At 62.1% G+C, this 24,304-nt stretch carries 21 protein-coding genes; 3 read left to right on the plus strand and 18 right to left on the minus strand.

Features of this window, described 5'->3' with window-relative positions; translation table 11 throughout:
- Positions 1-35: 35 nt before the first annotated feature.
- From RI444_RS14310 to RI444_RS14360, 11 genes are all read right to left on the minus strand, one after another.
- Positions 36-1,448 carry a M23 family metallopeptidase gene (locus tag RI444_RS14310; RefSeq protein WP_207604435.1) on the minus strand — a complete coding sequence of 471 codons (1,413 nt, stop codon included), beginning with the start codon at positions 1,446-1,448 and terminating at the stop codon, positions 36-38.
- A 50-nt stretch (positions 1,449-1,498) separates the two neighbouring features.
- A complete protein-coding gene (gene ftsX / locus RI444_RS14315) occupies positions 1,499-2,413 on the minus strand; it encodes a permease-like cell division protein FtsX (protein WP_021471905.1) in 915 nt (304 codons plus the stop codon).
- The gene (gene ftsE, locus RI444_RS14320; protein ID WP_031216372.1) at positions 2,410-3,174 is read right to left on the minus strand and encodes a cell division ATP-binding protein FtsE; all 765 of its coding nucleotides are present in this window, start codon (positions 3,172-3,174) and stop codon (positions 2,410-2,412) included. Before ftsE ends, ftsX begins: the two co-directional genes overlap by 4 nt.
- 226 nt (positions 3,175-3,400) lie before the next feature.
- Entirely contained in the window at positions 3,401-4,516 is a 1,116-nt protein-coding gene (gene prfB / locus RI444_RS14325; protein WP_031216370.1) for a peptide chain release factor 2, read from the minus strand.
- Between the two features lie 67 nt (positions 4,517-4,583).
- Entirely contained in the window at positions 4,584-5,033 is a 450-nt protein-coding gene (locus RI444_RS14330; protein WP_069695166.1) for a pilus assembly protein TadG-related protein, read from the minus strand.
- Positions 5,030-5,458: a hypothetical protein gene (locus RI444_RS14335; protein ID WP_139126771.1), complete on the minus strand. Its 429-nt coding sequence runs from the start codon at positions 5,456-5,458 to the stop codon at positions 5,030-5,032. The genes RI444_RS14330 and RI444_RS14335 overlap by 4 nt, the downstream gene beginning before the upstream one ends.
- Positions 5,442-5,885 (minus strand): TadE/TadG family type IV pilus assembly protein, encoded by a 444-nt coding sequence (locus tag RI444_RS14340; protein ID WP_062097239.1) that lies wholly within the window; start codon positions 5,883-5,885, stop codon positions 5,442-5,444. Before RI444_RS14340 ends, RI444_RS14335 begins: the two co-directional genes overlap by 17 nt.
- Complete coding sequence (locus RI444_RS14345) at positions 5,885-6,073, minus strand: hypothetical protein (RefSeq protein ID WP_031216367.1); 189 nt, start codon at positions 6,071-6,073, stop codon at positions 5,885-5,887. Before RI444_RS14345 ends, RI444_RS14340 begins: the two co-directional genes overlap by 1 nt.
- Before the next feature lie 134 nt (positions 6,074-6,207).
- Positions 6,208-7,149, minus strand: coding sequence for a type II secretion system F family protein (locus tag RI444_RS14350; RefSeq protein ID WP_207604434.1), 942 nt, complete (start codon positions 7,147-7,149; stop codon positions 6,208-6,210).
- Positions 7,146-8,003, minus strand: a complete 858-nt coding sequence (locus RI444_RS14355) for a type II secretion system F family protein (RefSeq protein ID WP_207604433.1) — start codon at positions 8,001-8,003, stop codon at positions 7,146-7,148. The genes RI444_RS14350 and RI444_RS14355 overlap by 4 nt, the downstream gene beginning before the upstream one ends.
- A complete protein-coding gene (locus RI444_RS14360) occupies positions 8,003-9,226 on the minus strand; it encodes a CpaF family protein (RefSeq protein ID WP_207604432.1) in 1,224 nt (407 codons plus the stop codon). The genes RI444_RS14355 and RI444_RS14360 overlap by 1 nt, the downstream gene beginning before the upstream one ends.
- A gap of 285 nt (positions 9,227-9,511) precedes the next feature.
- Between RI444_RS14360 and RI444_RS14365 the strand changes: the two genes are divergently transcribed.
- On the plus strand, positions 9,512-12,235 hold the full coding sequence (locus RI444_RS14365; RefSeq protein WP_316963821.1) for a GH25 family lysozyme: 2,724 nt from the start codon (positions 9,512-9,514) through the stop codon (positions 12,233-12,235).
- Between the two features lie 237 nt (positions 12,236-12,472).
- Complete coding sequence (locus RI444_RS14370) at positions 12,473-13,819, plus strand: neutral/alkaline non-lysosomal ceramidase N-terminal domain-containing protein (RefSeq protein ID WP_021471894.1); 1,347 nt, start codon at positions 12,473-12,475, stop codon at positions 13,817-13,819.
- Between the two features lie 71 nt (positions 13,820-13,890).
- Here RI444_RS14370 and RI444_RS14375 read toward each other — a convergent pair whose 3' ends face one another.
- Together RI444_RS14375 and RI444_RS14380 are read right to left on the minus strand one after the other, a co-directional pair.
- Complete coding sequence (locus RI444_RS14375) at positions 13,891-14,316, minus strand: hypothetical protein (RefSeq protein WP_242703036.1); 426 nt, start codon at positions 14,314-14,316, stop codon at positions 13,891-13,893.
- Positions 14,317-14,516: 200 nt separating this feature from the next.
- Complete coding sequence (locus RI444_RS14380; RefSeq protein WP_207604430.1) at positions 14,517-15,293, minus strand: hypothetical protein; 777 nt, start codon at positions 15,291-15,293, stop codon at positions 14,517-14,519.
- 367 nt (positions 15,294-15,660) lie between these two features.
- Here RI444_RS14380 and RI444_RS14385 point away from each other — a divergent pair, with 367 nt between their 5' ends.
- A complete protein-coding gene (locus RI444_RS14385) occupies positions 15,661-18,960 on the plus strand; it encodes a chitobiase/beta-hexosaminidase C-terminal domain-containing protein (RefSeq protein WP_242703035.1) in 3,300 nt (1,099 codons plus the stop codon).
- 120 nt (positions 18,961-19,080) lie between these two features.
- Here the strand turns inward: RI444_RS14385 and RI444_RS14390 are convergent, their stop codons facing one another.
- The 5 genes from RI444_RS14390 to RI444_RS14410 form a co-directional block, all read right to left on the minus strand.
- Positions 19,081-20,037 carry a glycosyltransferase family 2 protein gene (locus tag RI444_RS14390; RefSeq protein ID WP_021471890.1) on the minus strand — a complete coding sequence of 319 codons (957 nt, stop codon included), beginning with the start codon at positions 20,035-20,037 and terminating at the stop codon, positions 19,081-19,083.
- A gap of 3 nt (positions 20,038-20,040) precedes the next feature.
- A complete protein-coding gene (locus tag RI444_RS14395; protein ID WP_062097249.1) occupies positions 20,041-20,526 on the minus strand; it encodes a GtrA family protein in 486 nt (161 codons plus the stop codon).
- Between the two features lie 2 nt (positions 20,527-20,528).
- Positions 20,529-22,640, minus strand: coding sequence for a DUF6541 family protein (locus RI444_RS14400; protein WP_207604429.1), 2,112 nt, complete (start codon positions 22,638-22,640; stop codon positions 20,529-20,531).
- A 73-nt stretch (positions 22,641-22,713) separates the two neighbouring features.
- Positions 22,714-23,445, minus strand: a complete 732-nt coding sequence (locus RI444_RS14405; protein WP_021471887.1) for an ABC transporter ATP-binding protein — start codon at positions 23,443-23,445, stop codon at positions 22,714-22,716.
- On the minus strand, positions 23,446-24,303 hold the full coding sequence (locus tag RI444_RS14410) for an ABC transporter permease (RefSeq protein ID WP_021471886.1): 858 nt from the start codon (positions 24,301-24,303) through the stop codon (positions 23,446-23,448).
- Between the last annotated feature and the right edge of the window lies 1 nt (position 24,304).

Consider the following 24,304-nt stretch of genomic DNA (forward strand, 5'->3'; position numbering starts at 1 on the left):
CCGTGGCGGAATCAGTTCGCTCAGGGGAAAAGACGCTACAGGAGGGTCATGGGATCCACGGCTGCACCGTTCAGCCACGTCTCAAAGTGCGCGTGGCAGCCGGTTGAGTTGCCGGTGCTTCCCGAGTAGGCGATCAGCTGGCCTTGCGAGACCCGCTGCCCGTTTGCCACCACGATGCTGCTGTTGTGGTAGTAAATGGTGGTCAACGAGTTTCCCTGAACAACCCCATGGGAGAGCTTGACGCGCCAACCGCCACCATCAGCGGAATTCCACCCGGAGTTGAACACCTCGCCGGCCGCCGCGGCATAGACCGGCGTGCCACACGATGCACCGAAGTCGATGCCTGTGTGCATGTAGCCTCCCGTGCCGTAGAAGTCGATGGTACCCGGCGGGGTCGCTCGCCAGCCGAAGCCGGAAGTGATGGGCACGTAGTTGGCAAACGGGTGTCGCAGGCCAAAGGCCGACGGCGACCCTACCGGCGGAACGTACACCGGCTCCGGCGGGGCCGGCTTGCCCTGCGCCGCAGCGGCGGCTGCAGCTGCCGCAGCCGCTTCGGCGGCGAGCCGGCGCTGCTCGGCTTCCCACGCCTCGCGCAACTTTCGATCGCGCTCCTCGATTTCGGCTGCCACGGTGTTCTGCTCGGCCTTGACCCGTGCTAGGTCCGCCTCGATGCCGGGCTTGGCTGCTTGGAGCTGGCTGTTGAGCCGGGTGGTGTCCTCAATAAGCTTGTCGACCTCGGCCTTCTTGCTGGCCGCTTCGTCCCGAGCGGCCTTTTCGCGCTCGAGGGCTGCGTCAGCCTTCGCCTTGAGGTCCTGAATCTCAGCTTCCACTGCTGCCAACCGCGCCTGCGAGTTGACGTTGGCGGCGTTTTGCTGGGTCAGCTTGGTCATCGCAGCGTTCTGGCTGCGCATTGCCTGATCGGCAAGGTCCATGGACTCTGTCAGGCTGCCCGATTCATCCGAGCCGAAGAGCAAGGCAATGTTGGTCGGCACCCCGCCTGACTTGTAGGCCTGGGAAGCAATCTGCCCGATCAACTTCTTGGTATCGGTGATCTTCTGCTTGTCGCTCTCAAGCTGCTCGGTGATCTTGGCCTTGTTCTGCTGCGCCAGCTCAACCCTGGCCGCCAATGCCTCGACTTCCTTGACGGCACTGGCCACTCTGCCCTGGGCTTCCAGGAGCGCTTGCTGGGCACCGGGAAGGCGGCCCTGGTAGATCACCAGATCCCCGGCCGCCTTCGCGATCTTTGCGTCGACGAATTCGAGGGATGCCTGTACCCGGGCAGATTCAGCCTCAAGGGCTGCCTGCTGGTCGTCCAGATTGTCTGCTTGCGCGGCCGGAACGCCCGAAAGGAGGCTTGCAGCCAGGCCGGCCGCTACGACGGCACCAAGAATCCTTGCTTGTCCGGACGCGAGGCGCCGGCGAAGAGATGTCCGGTCCATCGTGCTCATGGGGGTTCCTTTGCGTTTGCCGGCGTCGGGGGTTTGTTCTCGATCCACGGCTAAACCTTCAAGTAGCGCCGGAGGGTCAACAACGAGGATATCCCGGCAAGGCCGCCGCCAAGTGCAATGAGCACCGGTGCCAGTACCAGAACCTGCGTCGACGAAATGAACGGTGTATTCAAGAACTGCCTGGAGAGATCGCCGTTGAGCCAGAAGTGCGCCATCAGCCACAGCGTGAGGGAGGCCAGGACAGCACCCACGACGGCGGCTATCACCCCTTCCAGGATGAACGGCAGCTGGATGACTGTCTTCGACGCGCCCACAAGCCGCATGATGCCCGTTTCCCGCCGCCTGCTGAACGCCGAAAGCCTGATGGTGGTGGTGATCAGCAGCACTGCGCAGAAGATCATCACGGCTGCGACACCAACCGCCACCACGGAAGCACCGTTCATCCAGGAGAAGATCCTCTCCAGGACCTGCCTCTGGTCGCTGACTGTCTCGACGCCCGGCTGGGATGAGAAGGTCTCGCTGATGATCTGGTACTTTTCCGGGTTCTTCATGTTGATCCGGAACGAAGCCGGCAACTGGTCCTCGGTGACCGAATCCACGATTGGCGAGTTGGAGAACTGGTCTTTGAAGTGCTTGTAGGCCTCGGCCTGCGACTCGAATTGGAAGTCGTTGACGTACTGCTTTACGGCCGGCGACTCGAGCATTGCCCGGATATTGTCCTGCTGCTCTTTCGTGGCGGGTCCGGAGGCGCAACCAACGGTGGTGGAGCCATCGTTGCACAGGAAGACGGCAACCTGGACTTTGTCGTACCAGTAGCCCTTCATCTGGTTGATCTGCATTTGGAGCATCCCGGCTGCTCCCACGAACGTCAGCGACACGAAGGTCACCAGCACCACGGAGATCACCATGGACAGGTTCCGGCGCAACCCGCTGCCGATTTCCCCGAGGATAAACAGAAGCCTCACAGCTGGGCCCCCTGGGCGCGGTTGATTTCTTCGTCGCTTGCATCACGGAGCCTCCGCGACTCCCCCACCACGGGAATCATGGACGTGTAAAGGGCCTTGGCTTCATCGCGGATGATCTTGCCGTTCTGCAGTTCCACCACGCGGCGGCGCATCTCGTTGACGATGTCGTCGTCGTGGGTGGCCATGACCACGGTGGTGCCGTTCTGGTTGATCTTGTCCAGGACGCCCATGATGCCCATGGACGTGATGGGGTCAAGGTTGCCGGTGGGCTCATCGGCCAGCAGGATTCCAGGCCGGTTGACGACCGCCCGGGCAATGGCAACACGCTGTTGCTCACCGCCGGACAGTTCATGCGGCATGCGGCGCTCCTTGCCTTCGAGGCCCACGGTTTTGAGGACTTCCGGGACGGTCTCGCGGATGATGGAGCGGCTCTTGCCAATCACCTGCATGGCGAAAGCCACGTTGGCAAAGACGTTTTTCTGCGGCAGGAGGCGGAAGTCCTGGAAGACCACCCCGATGCCGCGGCGAAGTTTGGGCACGCGCCAGCTTGAAATGTTGGCGACGTTCTGGCCGGCCACGTAGACAGAGCCGGACGTCGCTTTGTCTTCCTTCAGGATCAGCCTCAGGAAAGTGGACTTACCCGAGCCCGAGGCGCCCACGAGGAAGGTGAACTCACCGCGGTTGATCTCAAGGCTGACAGCATCGAGCGCCGGTCGCGCGTTCTGCTCGTAGACCTTGGTGACATTCTCAAATCTGATCATGACCCTTTTGACCCCGCCGGACATGACTTTTTGGCCCAGTCCAACAGCCGGAGCGCGGGCTTTCGAATGGGGGAAGTGAGAGCACCGGCCTCTCGACTATACGCAGGGGCAGGTGGCGATTCGGCCGGTTTGAGGGGCGTGTCGCCAAAACCGCACCCACTGGGGCGCTCCCCCATCACGGACAATTCCCGTTTGCCGCACTGCTACGGGCGAGGGGGGACCGGACCTACTCGGCAGCGTTGCGGTTGCCGGTACGCCAGCGGATGCCTGCATCGATGAAGTCATCGATGTCGCCGTCGAGCACCGCGGACGTATTTCCTACCTCGTGCTCGGTCCGGAGGTCCTTCACCATCTGGTACGGGTTCAGTACGTACGAGCGCATCTGGTCACCCCAGGATGCTTTGACGTCGCCGGCCAGGGCCTTCTTCTCGGCGTCCTGCTGCTCTTTCTTGAGCAACAGCAAACGCGACTGGAGTACCCTCAGCGCGGCAGCACGGTTTTGCAGCTGTGACTTCTCGTTCTGCATGGACACCACAATTCCGGTGGGAATGTGGGTGAGCCTGACGGCCGAGTCGGTAGTGTTGACGGACTGTCCGCCCGGGCCGGAAGAGCGGAAGACATCCACGCGGATCTCATTGTCCGGGATCTCGATCGAGTCGGTCTGCTCAATCAGCGGGATGACTTCCACTGCAGCAAATGACGTTTGCCGCCGGCCTTGGTTGTCAAAGGGGCTGATGCGGACCAGGCGGTGCGTGCCTGCCTCGACGCTCAGGGTCCCGAAAGCATATGGAGCCTTCACTTCGAACGTGGCCGACTTCAGTCCCGCTTCTTCGGCATAGGAGGTGTCCATGACAGTGGTCGGGTAGCCATGGCGCTCTGCCCACCGCAGGTACATGCGCAACAGCATCTCGGCAAAGTCGGCGGCATCCACACCGCCCGCTCCTGCACGGATGGTCACGACGGCTTCACGTTCGTCATACTCGCCGGACAGCAGTGTCACGACCTCGAGTTCCGCGAGCGCCTTGCGGATGGATTCGAGCTCCTTTTCCGCTTCGGCCATCGAGGCCTCGTCGCCCTCGTCCTGGCCCAGTTCCACGAGGACTTCCAGATCGTCAATCCTCGCGGCAAGCTTGCTGAGGCGTTCCACCTCGGACTGGCGATGGGACAGGCGTGACGTCACTACCTGGGCCGACGCGGGATCGTCCCATAGGTCCGGGGCTCCGGCTTGCTCGCTCAACTCCGCGATTTCGGCCTTGAGGCCCTCGACATCGCTGACGTCTTCGATGGAGCTGTAAGTGGCGCGGAGCGCGCGGATTTCTGCGGGAAAGTCAATCTCAGCCATGGTCATTCAAGCCTACGCTATTGGCGGCTCACGCCTTGTGCGGTTGAAGAAGGGCCCGGTTCGGGCGTCATTGTGTCAACCGTGACCTCGCGGCTGACGTGGCTTCCACGTAGATGCCTTCAGGAAGCAGGAAGCTGACCACCGGCGGATGGGCTACAGCGGACAGTGTCACCAGCGCAGTTCCTCCAGGACTGCTTCGTGTCCCCGGTTCGATGTGCAGCTGGTCATGATGGGCATAGGCGTCACTGGCTGCCAAGTACGTCTGGACAGCAGCGGACACCCGTTCATCGCCCAATGACACGGAAGGCGCGGCGCCACCTTCCATGTCTCCGGCCATGAAAGTGTCCGACGCTGCGAGCGCGGCACCGTCGGCCAGGGACAGAAGCTTCTTGTGCTCTATATAGACCGCGGAAACGGCCATGACTACCGAGGCCGTCAACAGCGCCAGGAGGACACATCCAATGGACAGCACTGCTATCTGCCCCTCCTCTTTGGGATGGGTTTCCTGCCGGCTCATCTGAAGCGGCCGGCCTTCTGTGTTGCAGAGGCATCCAAGTGGGCAGCATCGAGTTTCAAGACATCCCCAAACGGCACCATGGGCAGATGTACTGACAGGTGGACTGAAACGGACACCGTTGCCCCGGGCGAGGGGCATTGGGGCCTGTCGCACGAGACATCCACAGTTACTGCCTCTGCCGTGTAGCCATAGTCGCCCAACGCGACGGCCACCGCTTCCTCGGCAGCTGCCAGCGCCTGCCCGGGCTCCGGTTCGGACACAAAGACCTTGGCCGCTTGGTCGGCAGCGGCCACGACTGCGAACATGCCCGCCTGTATCTGGCCGATGGTGACAATGAAGTAGACAACAGGAACCATGAGCATGACAGACAAGAGCAGGAACTCAACCGCCGCACTGCCGGTCTCATCCTCAACCAGCCGCAGCATTCCCCGCCTTGGAACGTGGAGCCGTGATGACCGCATGGCCCGTGACCTGTAATGCGTGGCCAGGACCGATCAGGCCGAAGATCGGCAATGGAGCCTTGACGGTCACCTCGAGTGTGGACCGACCCTCAATGTCGACTTCCCTGGTACTGATATCGGATCCGAACCCGCTGTTGACGCTCGTGCCGATCAGTTCGTTCGTCCTGGCTACGGCGTCAGCCGGGGTCCGATCCGCCAGTGCGCCATATCTGGCCCCCGAGGCAGCAGCGTCAATCAGCAGGTTTCGGACATGCAGGACCAGCATCAGTTGGATGACCGACATGAACAGAAGCGTCAGCACTCCCCCCACAAGGACAAAGTCGACGACGGCGGATCCGCGTTCCCGTGCTCCGCTGTCCGTGGGAGGAGACCCGCCCGTCGCCCAAACCATCACTTGCCTACTTTGGCGATGGCCTGGTTGAAGAGGCCCTCAAGTGCCGGAGACGCCAAGGCCAGGAGGCCTGCAACCAAGATCGCTGACATCAAGGTGATCATGACCCAACCCGGAACGTCGCCCCGTTCGGGATGGTCTTCCTCGTACCCGACCAACTTTTGTCCAAGGGTCGTAGCCGCAACCATAAGGCGGGCCGCCGGGGTCCACGGTGCACGAGGGTCCGATGCGTGGTTCTCTTCGATTCTTTTCATGTCACTCCTATGAGTTGGTTGTGATGGTGATCAGTTCTGTTTGCTGCGGCTGGAGTCGTGGGGCCTCGTCAAAGACTGATGTCCAAGGCGACCACGGCCGGGAAGGCCGCAAAGATGACGGTCAGGGGCAGGACGCCAAAGACCAGGGGGACCATCATGCCGATTTCCTTGCGCCCGGCCGACTCCATGAGCTCCCGCTTGGCTGCATCGCGGACGTCGGCCGCTTGGGCCCGCAAAACCTCGGCCAGAGGCGTGCCCCGGTCCACAGCCACCACCAGACCGTCCACAAAGCGGACTACCGCCGGCACCTCGGTCCTTGCGGAGAAAGCCTGCAACGCTTCAGTGAAGGGTTTGCCGGATCGTGCGTCGGCCAACACCTCAGCGAACTCCTTGGCGAGTTCCCCGTTGGACGTCCTGCAGATCCTTTCCATCGCATTGAGTGCGCTTTCACCCGCCGCCACTGCAAGTGCCAACAGCTCGGCAACACCCGGGAACTCCGCCAAAAACGCCGCCTCGCGCCTCTTTATCCTCAGGTCCAGGACAAAGCTCCGCAGCAAATACCCGCCCGCAGCACTGCCCGCAACGGCAATCAGCGCTGCGAGGGGGAGGAACCTTCCGGAAACCGCGCTCGCCAGGACCCCGAGCACCGCAAGCAGGACTCCGCCGGTCGCCCACAGCAATTGCTCGGCCCTGAAGTCGACCACTGACTTCGCGGCACCTGCCCGGGCCAGCTTGCGCGCAAGGGCGGTCCCGCCGGGATCGAAACGAGCCAGCAAGCCGAGCCCCTCGCGAACCACCGGCCGCAGGATGCGCTCCAAAGGCCCAAAGGGTGCAACATCCCGGCCGATCGGGCGAAGGAGACGGGAGTGGAGATTATGGGCCCTTAGTTGCGGCTCCACCCTGTCCTGGAAAGTTGGCTTCCGCATGAAAGGCAACCTCACCATGACAAGCCAGGATCCTGCCCCCAACAGGAAGCCAAGAGCGACCGCTGGACCCAAAGCGGCCGTCATCGAAGCACCCTGACATCTTCTGGCAAGGCACCGATCCGTAGCATGAGTGAGTAACAGGCCACCGACACTGCCAGTCCGCCCAGAAGCACTCCGGCTCCGGTGCCGGAGTTGTACGCCGCCATTGCTTCCGGCCTCCCGGCCATCACCACCAGCACGATCCAAGGAGCCGCCACGGCGAGCCTTGCTCCGTTCACGGTCCACGACTGCCTGGCTTCAAGCTCACCCCGGGTCCGGCTGCTTTCGCGCAAGAAAGCAGCAAGGGTGCCCAGCATATGGCCCAGGTCCGAGCCACCGACTTCCCGTGTCATCCGCAGTGCTTCGACAATCCTGTCCGCAACCGGATCCGCAAGCCGCTCCTTGAGCTTGTCCAATGCAGGTTCAAAGTGTCCGCCCGACCTGTAATCTGCGGCGAAATCAACAAACAGGTGCCGTATTTCTTCGGGCCCCTTGTAGCCGAGTTGAACCAAGGCGTCGGGCAAGGACAGACCTGCCCGGATGCCGGAACGCAGGTGGTCTACGACGTCGGGCCAAACCTGCCGCAGGCTGGATCGCCGCCTCTTGGCCCGTCTCCGAACCACCGCAACGGGTAGCCATGCGCCAAAACATCCGAAGCATGCAGCAACAGCGGGCGAGCCCGTCCCTGCGAAGAACAGGAGCATGACCACCAAGCCCAACCCTGCGCAGCTGATGATGAGGCCTGCTCCCGAAACCTTCTCAATCCCCGCAGAGAGCAGCAGGAGTTCGAATCGACCCGGCCCCTTGGGGGCGGCTACTCCGGTTCCGGGGACGGACCACGCCGACCACCACATCAGGAAGACTCCCACCCCGCATGACAGCCCCAGCAACGCCGCCATCAGTTCAGTTCCAGCAGTTCGGCAACATCGAAGCCTGCTCTCGCGAACTTTTCCGGCGCGGGCATGGAGGTCCCCCTGGGGCGCAACCGTCCCTCGCTCATCTGGAAAACCGGCGAAGATTCAATCACGCCGTTCTCAACCCGCCGGCCCAGAGACAAAATCTCGGTCACTTGCCTGCGTCCCGTAGTGTGGCGGCTGCAATGAACCACAAGGTCAATGCAGGAAGCGACCGTAGGAACAACGAACGCGCTGGAGATGTTCGATCCCGCAAGGAGTGGCAAGGTACAGATTTTCGTCACGGCATCGTGCGCCGAATTGGCATGGACGGTGCACATTACGGGAAGGCCGGAATTCAGGGCTATCAACATGTCCAGGCTTTCGGCCTCCCTGACTTCGCCCACCACCAGGCGTTCGGGACGCATCCGCAGGGCTTCCTTGACCAACTTCCGCATGGGAATTTCGCCCTCGCCTTCCAGGTTCGCCTGCCGGCACTGGAGGGCGACGACATCCCGAAGGGGAAGTTGAAGCTCAAAGATCTCCTCCACCGTGATCACCCGCTCACGGGGACCGATGCCGGAGGCCAGGCAATTGAGCATCGTCGTCTTTCCCGCCTGGGTGGCCCCTGAGACGAGGATGTTGAGTCCGCTCGCTACAGCTGCTCCGAGGAACTTGGCCGCTTGGGAATTAAGGCTGCCCAGTTCCACGAGGTGTTCGAGCCTACGCGCCTTGGCAATGAATTTCCGGATATTCACTGCCCAGTGCTTCCTGGTGACGTCGGGGATGACCACGTGCAGCCGCGAGCCGTCGGGAAGGGCGGCATCAACAAAAGGCGAGGACACGTCCAACCTGCGCCCGGAGGTTTTGAGCATCCGCTCCACAAGGTCCCGGACCTGCTGCCCGGTCAGGCTTATATCAGTGAGTTCGGATTCACCGTTGCGTGCAACGAAGACTTCGTGTGGAGCGTTGATCCAGATCTCCTCGACGCTGGGGTCGTCCAGCAGTGGTTGGAGCGGCCCGAATCCTGCCACGGCATCGAAAATGTGGCGGCGTGCCACGTCCACAGGACCCATATGGGGCAACGGGGCCAGAAGCGATCTTTGGCCATAGTCATTGATGGCCGCGTCAACTAGCAGCCGCACTTCTCCGGCTTCCTCGAAAGGATCCAGCCCCTGCCTCCGGACGAGCTCGCGGACCTCACCTTCAATAATGCGCAGCGCATCCATGGAACCCCCATCAACCAGGAACGTATAAACGAGAGGCGTATCTCGAGATATTTACGCTAGGGCAGCGGCGGACCGGCTCAAAAGGGGCGTGGTGGAGCTTGTGGATAAGTGGCTGCGGCCGTCCCATGTGCAGCATCAGTCCCACTAGTCACTCCAGTTTCCCGAGTGTTAGGGTAATGCCCGATAGGAGCTGGCCTTTGGTCCCTTATGCAGGCGCCCGCCCCGGAGCCTGTTGGCAAAGCCACTACTTACCGCGGAACCGCGGTACAGGCCGGAAAAATGGATATGACGAGTAACTCAGTACGCTCTTTTCCACGCAGGTCTCTGGCCAGGACCGGGATAGGCCTCGCTTTGGCCATCGTGGCCGGGACCTTCCTCGTGGGCCCCGTTAAGGCAGTTGAGCCGGGCCCCCGGCCTGCTCCCCCCTCGCAGACCACGGAGTCGGCCGCAGTCAACCAGGAGTATCCGCCCATCGGGCCAGGCAGCCCTGAGCAAGCCGCGCCTCGGCCGGGGGCAAGCGTCGGCGGAGAACCGGCGGCTTCCACCGCCGTCGAACCTTCTGCCGCTGAAGCCCCGGACTCTGCCGCCAGACACAAGCGGGACGCGAGGACGCAGGCAGTAAACCCGGGCCAGCCCGGCGGCCCTGGGGACCCTGAAGCCATGAAAGCGGCCATGCGGGCAGCCATTCCCGCCGGAGGCGCGGAGATGGGCCAGCGATCGCCCCGCGTGGCAGCGGCGAAGGAACAGGGCAGCACGTCAACCCCATCGGGGTCACGGGGAGTCGGCAGCATCGTCCCCATGGCTCCGGATCCCGGACATTGGCGTCCAACGATCGGAGTGCAAGGCCAGGACGTCAGCGCCCACCAAGGCAACGTCAACTGGCAGAGCCAATGGAACATGGGTTCCCGCTGGGCTTACGTCAAAGCTTCAGAAGGCAACTACTACCTCAACGAGAATTACGCACAGCAATACAACGGTTCCCGCAACGTTGGCATGGTCCGGGGCGCCTACCACTTCGCGATCCCCAACTGGTCCTCCGGCGCCGACCAGGCCAGGTACTTCGTGGCGAACGGTGGCGGGTGGACGGCCGACGGTTACACGCTTCCGCCGGTGCTGGACATCGAGTACAACCCCTACGCAGGCCGGACCATCAACGGCTTTTACTTCGGCAACACCTGCTATGACATGTCCAAGGCCCAACTCGGACAGTGGGCAGCGGACTTCGGCAATACGGTGAAGGCACTGACGGGACGTTTTCCGGTCATCTACAGCACCACGGACTGGTGGAATACGTGCGTTGGCAATTCCACCTTCGGCAGCTACCCGCTGTGGATTGCCTCCTACTGGTCCAACCCCACCAACACTCCCGGTTCCATGCCGCTGAGCTGGGGCAATTACACGATGTGGCAATACAGCAGCACCGGGCCTTTCGAGGGCGACTCCAACATCTTCAACGGCAGCTACGATCAACTGCGGACTTTCGCCCGAGGTGTCTCCTACCCGTCCAATCCCGCCATCAAGTCCGGCGCGGACATCCTGACCACAAACGCCTCAGGAAGGCTTGACGCATTCAGGGCAAGCGGTACGGGCAAGATCACCGGCCCGTACACCATTGGGTCGGGATGGTCGGATGCAACAGCCGTATACGTCGTGGACTGGGACCAGGACGGCGTCCAGGACATCTTGTCCCAGTGGTCCGACGGGACGTTGAAGGTCTTCCGCGGAGCCCCGGGCGGCGGCTTCTATGGAGCCGTCCAGGTGGGCTCAGGCTGGGAGGAAATGTCACTCACGGTGGGCTGGTGGAACCTGAAGGACCCCTATCCCGGAGTCATCGGCCAAGACTATCTGGGAAACCTCTACCGCTACTCGAACACCCGGGGCGGCGCGCTTGGCAACGGAACGCTGATCGGCACAGGCTTCAGGGGGCACCAACTCAACCAGCTTGATTTCGACGGCGACGGCAGCCAGGACATGGTCACCCGTACTGCCGATGGCGCCCTCCGGCTATACCGATCCAACGGAGTCGGCGGCTTCCTCAATGAAACGGCAAGGGTCGTCGGAAGCGGCTGGTCCGGGATGAGTGCCGTCAGCTCCGCCACCAACTTCAGCGGTTCGGGTTCCCAGGGCCTGCATGCACGTGCCGTCAATGGAGACCTCTATTACTACCCCGTGTCGTCCGGAACGTGGGGCACCCGCAGTCTCATCGGCCTGGGCTGGAACGATGCGAGCCTCATCAGCGGGGCTGCATTGGACGTTGAGACAACCCAGGGCCTCGACGAAGAAGACGTGCTGGCCGTAAGGCCGGACGCCAACCTCTACCGGTACCAAGGAACCGGTTCCACGGCGCTGTCGCCCCAAGACCTTATAGGGACGGGATGGAGCGGCCTCAAAGCCGGCTTCGTCACCGACTGGAACAAGGACGGGGCATTGGACATCGTGGCGCAGTGGTCCGACGGTCGTTTGACCGTCTATCCGGGACGAAACGGCAGCGGTTTCGGTGACCCGATCTCCCTCGGCAGCAACTGGAAGAACTGGACGTTGACCGTCGGTAGTTGGAAGAAGGCCGATCCCTACCCGGGCATCGTCGGCTACGACGCGACCGGTCGCCTCCACTACTTCAGGAACCCGGGCGGGAAGACTGTGTCCACGGGCGTTTCCATCGGCATCGGCTGGTCAGGCCTGGATATCGCACAGCTGGATTTCGACAAGGACTTCAACGCGGATCTCCTGGCCAAGACCCCCAGCGGGGACCTTAAGCTGTACCGGAGCAACGGCGCCGGTGCCTTCGTTACCGAAGCTCCGCGAGTCGTGGGGACCGGCTGGGACATCATCTCCAGCTACAGCGGGGTCCGCAGCTTTGCCGGCGCCGGTTCAACCGGAATCATCGCCCGCACCACCGACGGCGAACTGCGGTACTACCCCGTCGGAGCCAAAGGTTCCTGGGGAACACCCAGCAGAATCGGCACCGGCTGGAATGGCCTGACGATCTTCTCCGCTGCGGCCAGGTAACACCGGCGCTCCGTGCAGGCCCGTCCCGGGATTAGCTCCAGGGACGGGCCTTTCGCCTTTTAAAGCGGGTCCATCCAAGGGCCCGGCATTAATCTCCTTTCAACCGCCAAATTTCCGGTATTGCGTGGTCTAATAAAGGTGGTCTCACGTTTTGGCTGTTCAGTGCATTCGGGAAACGGGCTTTGTTTGGGGGCAAACGAAGATCATCCCGCAGCGCGCAATCAAGGAGTGATTTTTATGGCGTTTAGGATAGGAACTGCCAGCGCTGACATAACGCCGTCCCTGAGCACCAATCCGTACATGGCGGGATACGGGACAACGGACGGCGGACGGGAAGCCACCAGCAGCTCCCCTTTCGAACCTCTGTACGCACGGGCCATCCTCATCTGGGAAGACACGCACCCGCACATCATCATCAGCCTGGATGTCCTGGCGCTGCCGCGGGCCATGCACCAGCGGATCAGGACCAGGATCCTTGCATTGGCCGACTGGTCCAGCAGCGACATCCTGATCCAGGCCACGCATACCCACAACGGTCCCGCACTGATTGATACCCTGCACCCCTACATGGCTTACGGGTTGTCGGACCTTGGCTTGGTGCGTTCTTACAGCGACGACCTTGAGGACACCATCGTGGACCTCGCGCAGGAAGCCCTGGACGCCGATGAAACGCCCGTGACCTTCGACTACAAGGTCTCCACACAGAATTTCTCCGCCAACCGGGTGGGCCTCCCCTACACTGAAACGGCAGTACCGGTCCTCGTCGCCCGGCGTGGGAACGGCACCCCGGCCGCAGTCATATTCAGCTATGGCTGCCACCCGATCAGCGCCGGCCTGCGTACCCTTTTCGACGGAGATTTTGCAGCGGGAGCCTGCAACTACATCGAGAACCGCAACCCCAACTGCTTCGCCATGTTTATCCAGGGGCCGGCCGGGGACCAGGATCCCGGCGGTGTCCGCAGCTGGGAACTGCGGGACCAGCACGGCGACGCTTTGGGCGCTACCGTCAACTCCGCGATGCAATCGGCAGGCCGGGCCCTCAGCGGTCCCATGGTGACCAGATATCAGGAGGTCCAGCTGCCGCTGGACATCACCGCGACGGCGGGAAACCTGGCAGCGGTCCGGGCCGCCTATGTGGCACGCCTGGGAAATCCGAACGGGCAGCCCCAGTGGTATCAGCGCCACGCGCAGGTGATGATCGGCCGCATCGACAGCAACAGCTACAAGACGGCGGTCCCGTCTCCGTTCCAAGTGTGGAAGTTCAACGGTAGCCCGCAGCTGAAGATCGCCATGATCGGCGGCGAACTGGTCAGCGGCTACGCGGCCTATTTCCGAAGCCGGAACGGCGGTACCAACGGAATCATCGTGGGCGGCTATGCCAACGAGTCCTGCTGCTACATCCCCAGCAATGAATTCTTTCCGCCCTTTATGCCCTTGGGCAGCTACGAGGGAGGGTGGGAACCGGACTTTCCTGGAATTGCCGGTGGCTCTATGACCGTTTACGGTCATCTGGCCCATTTCAAGGCAGGAGCCAACGGGGTGGAAACCACGCTCATCAATGCAATGAATTCATTATTGGCCTGAATTCCAGGCAGCCTAAAAGGGCGCGCACCTCGAAAGGGGTTCGCGCCCTTTTGCGCTGACAGGAATTACCTCTATTTCGCTCCGGCAGCTTTTAGCCACTTGGTAAAGACGGCAGCCTGCGGCGCCAAAGGAGCCAAGGCCAGGGCACCTTTCACTATCGGGACGCCGTAGGCGGCCAGTGCCGCATTGAGGGTGCGCGGGTCAGTTCGGGTGCACGCCCGGATGATCCGGAGGCACAATTCGGTCTGTTGTCCGGCGGGAGCCCCCGCCGCCACAGCGACGTTAACTGCCGCAGTTTCCTCCGCCGTCAGGACATGGGCCCCAGCACCGACGTAAGCCACCAAGCAGTCAGTGATGCGCAGGTAACGGGTAGACGCCCACACCTCTTCCAAGCTGGAGAACTTGCCGATCAGGCTCCCGTCAGCGGCCGTGCATGTGAACTGGTATCTCACCAGCGGTTCCGGTCTCTCCTTGGCAACTTTGTCATCACCTGCCACGACCGGTGCCATGTCAAGGGCGGAGGTTTGGGACGAATCAATTTTGGTTCCTGAGCAACCGGCCAAAGCAATCGTTGCAACGCCGAGCTGAAGAACACTGCGCCTGCGCATGTCCACCGAGGGATCCCCACTTCATTCGGATGCTCCCCAGCTCCGCATGCATTGGTTATTCGCCCCACGCCGTTTCCGGCTGCGTCTCCCTACATCTTCCCCCAAATTCCGCATTTGTCACTAGTAAAGTTTTGGCCGTCCTCCACCCGCACCCCTTGCGCCGCGTCTGTGGAGCCTCCACTGGCTGTCAATGCGCCGGCGTCTGTCCTCACCGACCACTCGCATTCCCCCGAAGAAGGACCGGGCTTGACCACTTGGTAGGTGCCGGATTGCAGGCCCTCCCCAACGCGGTGGCTGCCGTCCCCCACACGAGTGCCCTCTGCCCACGCGGCGATGATTTTGCCCTGCGGTGCGTCGGGGCAAAAGTCGGCCGCAGCCTTCAGCGATTCCCTGGAAGCTCCGGCAAAACCGTCGGGTCCGGCTTCGTCGCTGACCCTGGTGCAGAGACCCAGGACCCGCAGCATCACGTTCACTTCGTCCTCTGCGGCGACGTCCCGGGAAGCCACCTGGATTGCTTCGGCTTCACGCTCCGTAGGTTGAAACGGCTGCGGCCCTTGATAAGTGACTTCGCAGGAATCCATACGGGTGTAGTTCGTTGCTGCCCAGACTTCGGCAAGGCTCGACAGCTGAACCTCCGGCGAGGAATCGAGGCTGGTGCACCGGTACGCGTACCGGCCCGGAGTATCCTCCCCCGGCCCGTCGTCGCTTCCGTCGCCGTCGGGGGGCGGTACGGACGACGGCGACGGTGCGGGCGGCGTCGTCGTCTCCCCTTGGGTGAATCCCGACGGCGTTGGGCTCTCCGATGGCTGCGGCGACGGGACCACACAGCCTGTCAGCAGCAAAAGGGATAGAGCAGTTAGTGGCATGAGCCGGCGCATTGTGACCTCCACCTCCATCGTGCGTGGCGGTACATCGAGGGGTCAAGACGCGGCCGTGACGGGGCTTACCGAAGTCCACAGAAAATGCGGTAGTGACAAATGTGAAAATTGAGTCGAAGATGTACTAAGACGCAGCCGGAAACGGCGTGGGGCGAATAACCAATGCATGCGGAGCTGGGGAGCATCCGAATGAAGTGGGGATCCCTCGGTGGACACGCGCAATCGCAGTGTTCTTCAGCTTGGTTTGGCATGTCTTGCACTCGCCGGTCGCTCAAGAACCTCTCATAAAACCCTCCCGCGCCCTGATCGGGCCAACCGCGGCTACGGGCACCGCCGTCGCAGGCTCACCGCTCTGGTGGCCGCGGCCAGCCTCGCCACCGCGAGCCTTGCCGGCTTGGCGGGGGCGGGACCCGCGGCAGCCGACCAGGCGCGCCAGACCCTGGCAGTAGGCCTCACCAAGGCAGCCGGATCCATCGTCGATCCGGATGGCCGGATCTGGGTCTCCGATGCCAGGGCCGGTTTTTGCCGTGTCACGGAGACTTCCGGCGCTGTTACGGGCGGATTGGAAACCAACACCTGCCTTGGAGGCACCCTGGCCGGAAGCGATGACGGACCGAAGCTTCCGGGAGCCCCTGCCATGGTGGACCCGACGCCGGGGAATCCGGGCAGCGGTGACGAGATCGCTTTCATTCCTGATGCCGCCGTCGGAAGTTCCGAAGTGGTGCGTGCTTCGTGGAACTCCGGAAGCAGTGTCTTCGAGTACGACAGCCGCCTGACCATTTTCGACGGCGACCTTCGCCCGAATGCGGCCAGCGACGGCCCTGACGGGAATATCTACGTGTCGTTCGCCAACGCCCGGATGATCCTCAAGATCGTGGACCCCACGGCGCTGCATCCGAGTATCGAAAACATAGCCTCCGTTAACTCAAGTGCCTTGGGACTGGCCGCCACGCACCGCAACAGCGCCGGTAACGTCGTGGTCTATGTCGCTGAAACCTCGGGGCTGACAGTCTTCACCGCACCCGATGACGGGGATCTCACCAACTATATCCCCTCGCCGCTGTACAACGTCGGCAAGCCGACAGCCATCTACTACGACTGGGAGTCACCCCTCGTCCTGTACACCGGTACGGGCGGCGGCACCACAACAGCTGATGCGGGCAAAGACACGATCTCCCGGATCGACCTGAGCACAGACACGGTGGACAACCAGTGGGCTTTGGGCTTCAGCAAGATCGGCGGGCTTCACATTCGTGACGGGAAGCTGCTGGTGATGGAAGACCCCGGTCAGCTGGAGACGGCCAAGCCGACCCAAAAAGGCAGGCTCTTGAGCCTTGGCGGCGTTGTTCCGTCCATCGTTGGCGGTCCGACCGCCGCAAACGGCGGCCAGGCACCGAACCCGGCCTTCACCAACGACTCCACGCCTACCTTCACTGTGGCCTCGACGCCGCCGGGAGGAGCACTGGAATGCAGCCTCCAGTTGAGCACTGCCACCCCGGTCTGGCAGGTTTGCACCAACGGAACGTTTACGCCCCCTACCGCCTTGGCGGCAGGCGCCTACACGTTCTCCGTCCGGGCCGCTCCGTCGGGGACGCCGGTCTCCAGGTCATTCACCATCGACCTGACGGCACCTGCAGCCCCCGTCATCACATCCCCCGCTGCAGGAGCAACGGTCAATGGATCGCCGGTCCTCGGGGTCACCTCGGAAGCTGACTCCGTCCTGACTTGTTCCATCGATTCCACAACTACGTTTACGCCCTGCGCCAACGCGCAGACGTTGACCCTCTCCACTGCCGGCCAGCACATCATCAGGGTCCGGGCGACGGACAGGGCCGGCAACGTCAGCGCAGATGCCGCTGTGACGGTCACGGCGGACCTGACGGCGCCCCAGGTGAGCATCACCTCGCCGGCAGAGGGAGCAACGGTGGGCCTTTCGCCGTCGTTCGTCTTTGCCTCCACATCAAGCGACGTGGCAGGCTTCAGGTGCAAGCTGGGATCGAACGCCTTCACGGAGTGCACCTCGCCCAAGACGTACACGGATGTTCCGAGTGGCCCGGCGACGTTCACGGTCGAAGCCCGTGACCAGGCAGGGAACACCTCCACGGCCACCCGAACGGTGACCGTCTTCGCGCCGGATACTGCGGCGCCGGTTGTCACGGTGGACCCCCCGGCAGGAACGTACGGTCCCAACAGGACCATCACCCTGTCGGTCAACGAAGCCGCGAGCATCTACGTCACCACGGACGGAAGCACGCCAACAGCTTCCAGTCCCGTGTACTCAGGACCAATCCCCCTGACCACCATGACCCTGAAGTACTTTGCGCGGGACACGGCAGGCAACTCGTCAGCAGTGGCTACGCAGGCCTACGTCCTGGACAACACTGCTCCGTCGTTGACCATCACCCCGGCTAACGGAGCTTACGCCTCGGGCCAGCTGGTCACCATGACGGCCGGTGAGTCCGGCAGCACCATCTACTACACAACGGATGGGTCCAACCCAGGAACGGCGGCAGGTGGCAGCACCAAGGCCTACACTGCACCGTTCGCGATCACCGGGAACACAACGGTCAAAGCCTTGGCAGTGGACGCCTTCGGCAACTCGTCAGCGGTGGCCACGCGGACCTACACGGTCCTCGATACCACGCCTCCCGTGGTGACCGTCAACCCACCTGCTGGAAGCTACCCGGCAAACCAGCAGATCACGTTGACGGCCAACGAAGCAGGATCGAGCATCTACTTCACCACGAACGGCACGAATCCCACGGCCACGGCCGCCAACAAGTACTCCAGCCCCATCACGCTAACGTCGTCGATGACTCTGAAGTACTTTGCGGTTGATCCAGCGAACAACAGTTCCGCGATCGTCACCCAGGCCTACACAGTGACCGTGCCTCCCGCCAATACATGGAAGGACTACAACGGCGACGCCAAGAACGACGTCGTGGCACGCGACAATGGCGGCACGCTGTGGCTCTACCCCGGAAACGGCTCCGGCGGTTGGCTCACACAGCGTTCGATCGGGACCGGTTGGAACTCGCTCACGTCGATTGTGCCCACCAAAGACTTCAACGGCGACGGCCGAAGCGACATCCTGGCGCGGGATTCCAACGGCGTCCTGTGGCTCTACCCCGGCAACGGCAGCGGCGGTCTGCAGCCACGCGTCCAAGCCGGGACGGCGTGGAACGGAATGACCATGATCATCGCTCCCGGTGATTTCAGCGGCGATGGGAAGGCCGACCTGCTGGCCAGGGACTCGTCGGGCATTCTGAGGCTCTATAGGGGGAACGGCACCGGTGGTTTCGGTACTGTCTCGCAGGTGGGCACGGGATGGAACGTCATGTCAGCCATCCTGAGCACGGGTGACTTCAACGGGGACGGCAAAACCGACGTCCTCGCAAGGGATACGTCCGGACTGCTGTGGCTCTACCCGGGCAACGGCACCGGAGGCTGGCTTAGCCGTGTACAAGTGGGAAGCGGTTGGAATTCCATGACGGCGATCCTCGGACCGGGCGACTTCAACGGGGACGGCAAGAACGACGTCCTGGCCCGTGATTCCGGCGGCAGCCTCTTCCTCTACCCCGGAAATGGAACCTCCGGCTGGCTCTCAAGGAGCCAGGTCGGTTGGGGCTGGGGAGGATTTACTTCCCTTCCATGACGCCCTGGCAGGCAGTTCCCGCCGATCCGTAACCCGGCGGGGACTACCCGGCGGATAGGAAAAGGCCCGGACACACACAGTGTGTCCGGGCCTTTCGCTGTCGTGGAGCCTGTTAGGGCGTCAGGCACGTTCCTTCATGGGATGCATCGTTGGCCTGTCGGGACTTGCCTGAATGTCCAGTTGCAAGGAAACGAGCAACATCTGGACACCCAGCACAAAGGGCACCACAGCAAGCATCACCGACCCCGCCGTCGGAGAACCGACGCTGGCCGCGAGCACCCAGGCACCGACACCAAGACCCATGACGATCAGCGCCAGGCCTGCGATGAGAAGCAAGGCAACGGCTGAGAAGGACCACACCATATACTTCCACCAGACACGGCGCCAGAAGCCGCCGAACAACATGGCCAGAAGTTCGGGAATGACCTTCCGCAGCTTGATGCTGGAAACTTCATTTCCATACACAGCCGGGATGGGAACGTCGACGATCGGGACATCAAGGATGTTGAGGTGGATCAGGAGGTCGTTCTCAAAGCTGTAGCGGGCCGCCACTTTATTCATCGGAAGCCGGCGGAGGACCTCGGTCCGGATAGCCGTGTAACCGTTCTGGGGGTCGAAGATGTGCCAGTACCCCGAAGCCAACTTGGTCATAAAGGACAACACGATGTTGCCGAAGATCCGGTAACCGGGCATTCCGGCAAAGGACTCGCCGGAGAAGAAGCGGTTGGCCTTGGCGAACCCGTAGCCGTCAACCACCGGGTCCAGCAGCTGGGGCAGGTACTCCGGATCCATCTGCGCGTCGCCGGCCATGACCACGTTGATGTCCGAGCCCAATTCCATTGCGGCTTTGTGGGCCGTCAGGACAGCCCCGCCAACACCCTGGTTCACTTCATGGCGGATGAGCGTCACGCGTCCGTCATCGGCGCGCCGGGCAGCTCCCGAAGTGTCGTCGGGGCTGCAGTCATCGACAATGACGATGTGATCGACGAAATCCGGCATGGTCTTGATGACCTGCCCGATGTGGTTCTCTTCTTTGTAGGCCGGTACGACCGCGGCTATTCGAACGCCTCGATACATCGCTTATCCTTCGCTGCTCTTTGGTGTGAGGTTCTGTGGTGGTGCGTCGGTTTCGGACACTCCACCGGACTTGTGGCCGGCATCCGGCACAGGCTTCTTGTGCGGAAAGATCCAGTGCTTGTAGATGAAGTAGTTCCAGCCCATGGTGACAGCGGTCGCCACTACTTTACCGATGACGTAGCCGGCTCCCAGGAACTGGAAAAGCTCAACGATTCCCATGACGGCCAGGGTGTTGAAAACCAAGAGGACCGAGTACCGGAGCACCCCGCCCAAGGCCGTCCCGCCTCCGCCGAAGGCGAAGTGGCGCTGCAAGAAGTAATTGAAGAAGAAACTTCCCCAGAAACCTGCGCCCGTGGCGAGCCACAGCGGCCACCCGAAGACCTGGAAGCACAGAGCCAGCAGCCCCAGGTCAACCAGGAAGCTGAGCCCGCCGATCAGCAGGAACCGGAACAGGCTGGAGGTGAAGAACTTGGTGATGAAAGCCTTCATTGTCAGCAGATCCTTCCAAGCGGGGCGATGCCGTCAGGGTTCCGGTTCTCAAGGATTCCCGGAACGCCATCGACTTGGACGCGATCCTTGGCGGCCGCATCGAAGGCTTCTTTGCCACCGGGCAGCTGGGCCCAGTCGATCTTGTACAGTGCTGCATTGCCCTCGCGGGCAACGAGCTGCAGGTACGGAATAGAGTCCGGCTGGGTCAAACCCTCTTTGGGCTCATCCCACGCGCGGATCCGGCCATCGGCAATGTAGACCCATTCGATGCCGAGTTCAGCCGCAGCCTCACGCGCTGCTGCATCCGTGGCCAGCTCCGGGAGCTTCTGCAGCACCAGCAACTGCCGGTTGGTTGGCAAGATCTCAAAGTGCCGGATCATGGGCATCCGGTTTCCGAGGGCGTACATCCACACGGAGCCGTCGCAGGAGTCGTTGAGGACAGTGGCCTCTTCCGGCACGTACTGGTCCATCCTGCTCAACAGATCCACTTCGTCGACGCTCAACGTGGGACCGTCCACCTTGGTGTTGAGATTGATACGTTCGGCATTCTGCTTGAAGTATGGAATGGCAGCAATACCTGCTGCCAGCAGGACCACCGACGCCGCTGCCACAGCCACGAGGCGACTGGGCCGCCGTCGAGCATCACGTCCGGCCTCAGGGGACTGCCGGCGAGCGCGGACCCTGCGGACCACCCACTCAGTTGCCTCCGCGGCCTGGGCAACACCCAACCCCGCCAAAGGAACCAGCAGCATGACCAGAATCCCGAAGATCCGCCATTGGTCGTCATAGAACGGCGCCGTCAGGTTCAGGAAGCGGGGGCTCTCGCTACCCATCGTGTAAACCGAAAGGAAAGCGAAAGCAAGAACGGGTCCGAAATACCACCACATGCGGATCCTGAAAACGACCGCAAGACACCCCAACGCCACCAGTGCAGTCAGGACGGGCATGGCGATGGAGCCGTGGTGAAGGAAGATGATGTTTTGGATGGCGCCATTACGGTCGGTATCCGGGGCCCACATCATCTTGGAGACGCGTTCGGACTCCTTGAGCATCTGCTGGATGATGGGCACGCCCAACACAACAGCCAGCACCCCGGCGACGGCCAGGTAGACCGTGATCCCCAGAACCCGGCCCTTTCTCCTGACCAAGGCTGACAAGAACCAGAAAATCAGGAGCGGCAGGACTACGAACGCCAAGGAGGGGTGGACCGCAATGAGGCCCACGGCCCCGAAGGAGATGCCCGGGATCCAGAAGTAGCGGCGCTCAAGGGCGCCCTTGATGGCCAGGAACGCGAAGGGACCCACCAGGACCATTCCGGCAAAGAAAGGAATCAACGGCCCACGCCACAGGAGGTCATACGGGTAGACGGTGAACCAGCCTGACACCGCGCCTGCTGCAGCAACCGCGATCGGCCGCCGGGTCAGCACCATGGTCAGCGCCATCGTGCTCAAAGGCAACTGCACGGCCATCATGACCAGGACGAACACATTGAGGAAGACGGGGAGGCTGACCCCGGTAAACGGCCATACCAAAGAAAGCAGTGCATGGAAAGCTATGGGATAGCTTCGAATCGGAGCCTCCGGTATGGAGGTGTCGTAGTAGGCGAAGTTGCCGGCAATCCCCGGGTCCCATTCATGGTTTACCGAAATCAAACGAATCATGTTCGCGTGCCACGGGATGTCCCAGTCCTGGTTGATGCCCAGGAGGCCTTCCGTACCCACGGTCCATGAGACCGCGGAAACGGTACCGCCGGCTACCAGACCGGCCAGCAGGATCCACCAGGCCCCGGCGATGTGGTGCTTCCCGAAGAGCCCGGCGCGACCCGGATCGTGCGTGCCGAACCTTTCCGGGAATCTTCGCTCCAGGAAGATCCGAAGGGCGAAAAGCACGACGGCCAACAGCAGCAGGACTCCGGCAACGGGCAGGAGCTGCCAGCTCATTCCCAGGGAATGGCCGGTGACGCCAATGACTGTCAGGGCCCCCATTCCAAGCAACGGCGCCACGACGGGCAGGACGGTGCGACGAATTCCCAGTGCTTCACCAAGCAGCCAGCCCGGCCCCCACCACAACACGACAATCAGGAGTACACACAACAGCAGCGGGCCGATACCCATTCCTACGGTCGCCTTTCTTAGATGCTTCCACTAGCCATCCGTTGACAGACGACTTTTGGCGTTTGGAGGCCGGTTAGTTACGATCCCTCAGCCAGGCCACGGCCTGGTCCGCTGGACCTTCGAACTGGACGGTACCGGAAGAAAGGACCACTCCCCTGTCACAAATGCGGGAGATCATATCCAGGTCGTGGCTCACCACCACCAGTGTGCGTCCCTCATCAGATAACTGCTTGATCTTGGCCAGGCACTTGCGTTGGAAGGGCTCATCACCGACGGCCAGAATTTCGTCCACGAGGAAGATATCCGGCTGGGTGTGCACCGCCACCGCAAACGCGAGGCGGAGGAACATACCCGAGGAGTAGAACTTCACCTCAGTGTCGATGAATTGTTCAATTTCCGAGAACGCCACGATTTCATCAAACTTGGCGTTGATTTCGTCTTCGGTCATCCCAAGGATGGCTGCATTCAGGAACACGTTCTCGCGACCGGACAAATCAGGGTGGAATCCAGCGCCGACCTCAATGAGGCCCGCGACCCTTCCCTTCGTTCGGACTGTGCCCTTGTCCGGAAGGATGACGCCGGAGATCAGCTTCAGCAGCGTGGACTTGCCTGAACCATTGAACCCCAACAGTGCCACTGTCTCGCCGGACTGGATCTCGAAGCTGACGTCGTGAAGGGCGTCAAACTTCTTGGAAAGGTCCCCCTTGCGCCCCTTGGCGAGCCACACCAGCGTCTCTTTCATGGAATGCGAGTGCCGCAGATTGAAGGTTTTCTTCAGGTTCTTGACGATAATTGCGGCGCCCACTCAGACCTCCTGCGCGAAGTGGCCCTCAAGCCGGCGGAACACCAGCTGGCCGATGATAAGGAACAGGGCCGCCATGCCAAGACCGGCGAAGCCGGTCAGCAACAGGTGCGGAGGCAGCTCTACAGGCTTGGTCACCGTCGGGTACCAGAATGCCCAGTGGAACAGCTCCACGGCCACCGTCACCGGGTTCAGCTGGTAGATCGTCAGCGCCCAGTCAGGAGCCAGGCGACGGATCATGGTCCAGTCGTAAAGGACCGGAGAAGTCCACGTAACCACCATCATGAGCATGTCGACGATGTTTTCGGCATCACGGAAGAAAACGTTGATGGCACCTGCCAGCAAGCCAAGGCCCGTAGCCGTGACGGCAACAATCACAAAGCCCAGAGCGGCCCCGAACAGCTGGACCGCGTCGGGTCGCCACCCGTTGAGCAGGGCCGCGGCAAGCAGGACGACCAACTGAGGCAGGAAGTGCACCGCTGCAACCCACACTGATGCCACCGGGAAAAGCTCCCGGGGAAGGTAGATCTTCTTCACCAACGGCGCGTTCCACACGATTGAACGCGTTGCGTTGGAGAAGGCCTCCGTGAAGAAGTTGACCACAATCACGCCGGAGAACATATACAGCGCATAGTTCGGGATCTGGTCGCCCACCCGGAGAACGATGCCCAATGCCAGGAAGAGCACCACATACTGCACGAGTGGCTTGACGTAGGACCAGGCCAACCCCAGTACCGAACCCCGGTATCGGACCCGGAGTTCCTTGCGGACAATCAGTTTGAGGAGGTACCGGCGCCGGAAAACGTCCAGCAGCCCGGCACCAACCCCGGGAACAGCATATGTATCAGTCGAGTCGGCCATT

Source organism: Paenarthrobacter sp. AT5 (assembly GCF_032764245.1).
GTDB lineage: Bacteria > Actinomycetota > Actinomycetes > Actinomycetales > Micrococcaceae > Arthrobacter > Arthrobacter ureafaciens.